The sequence below is a fragment of the Heyndrickxia acidicola genome, assembly GCF_001636425.1.
Classification (GTDB): Bacteria; Bacillota; Bacilli; order Bacillales; family Bacillaceae_C; genus Bacillus_AE; species Bacillus_AE acidicola.
In genome coordinates, this window is sequence record NZ_LWJG01000010.1 from 1 (window position 1) to 1,281 (window position 1,281).

At 46.4% G+C, this 1,281-nt stretch carries 1 protein-coding gene; it reads right to left on the bottom strand.

All coding sequences use genetic code 11. The annotated features are described in order from the left end of the window. The coding region (locus A5N88_RS23955; protein ID WP_157090846.1) for a DHA2 family efflux MFS transporter permease subunit at positions 1–1,235 on the bottom strand (1,235 nt) is incomplete at its 3' end. Positions 1,236–1,281 lie beyond the last annotated feature (46 nt).

Consider the following 1,281-nt stretch of genomic DNA (forward strand, 5'->3'; position numbering starts at 1 on the left):
GTATGGAAATCAGACCGGGTTGTCATAACCGTAACCAGGAATGCGGTACCGATACTTCCGGCAACAGTCCGGGCTGTATTGGATGCAGCAGTACCATGGCTCGCAAGTCGAAGCGGCAGCTGATTCATCCCTTCTGTCATAACGGTTGTCATCAAAAAGGACATCCCGAAGCTTCGGAAAATGTACAACATCATGATATGGCTATAGGATGTTGTCATGGTTAAATGTGTAAATTGGTAGGTCGTGATGGCTGTAATGGCCAGACCAAAAATCGCCAGCGGGCGAGAACCCATTTTATCGAACAACTTCCCTGAAATCGGCGACATGATCCCCATAATAATCGCACCAGGCATTATTAACAGTCCTGATTGAAGTGCGGTATAGCCCCTGATATTTTGAAGATAGATCGGCAATAGAAGCATCGCTCCAAACATCGCCGCATTGTTAATCATGTTAATGACGGTAGTCAAGGAGAAAATATCATATTTGAATACCCTTAAATCAAGCATTGGAGATTCTGCTGTCAGCTCTCTCCAGGCAAACAAGATAATTCCCAGTACTCCGATGATCAGGGAAGTAAGGACCGTTCCGCTGGTCCAGCCGTCACTTCCGGCTTCACTGAATCCGTACAATAGGAATCCGAAGCCAATCGTGGATAGGATCACACCAGGGTAATCAAATTTCGGCTTTGTAATTTTCGTAACGTCCTTCATCCACATCACAGCAAGAATCAAGTCAAGAACAGCAAATGGAATGACCACGTCGAACAACAGGCGCCAAGAATAATACTGTACAAGCCAGCCTGAAAGTGTCGGGCCTACTGCAGGGGCGAAAATCATGGCAATCCCCATGATTCCCATCGCTGCTCCGCGTTTTTCAGGAGGGAAGACCGTCATAAACACTGTCATCATCAATGGCATAACGATACCGGCTCCAGCTGCCTGGACAACCCGTCCGATCATCAGCATGGAGAAGGTGGTTGAAATGGAACAAATAACCGTTCCTAAAGCAAATAAGAGCATGGATGCGATAAACAAATTCCTCGTTCCAAATCTTGCGATCAGAAAGGCAACGAGCGGAATCATAATTCCATTTACGAGCATGTATCCGGTGGAAAGCCACTGGACCGTTGTAGCGGAGACACCCAAATCATTCATGATATGAGGAATGGCTACGTTTAAAAGTGTTTGATTCAGGATGGCAATAAAAGCACCGAAAAGCAGGACGCCAATCAGCCTTCCGCGATGGAGATGCTGAGGGTTTAAATCCGGTTCTTTTTGC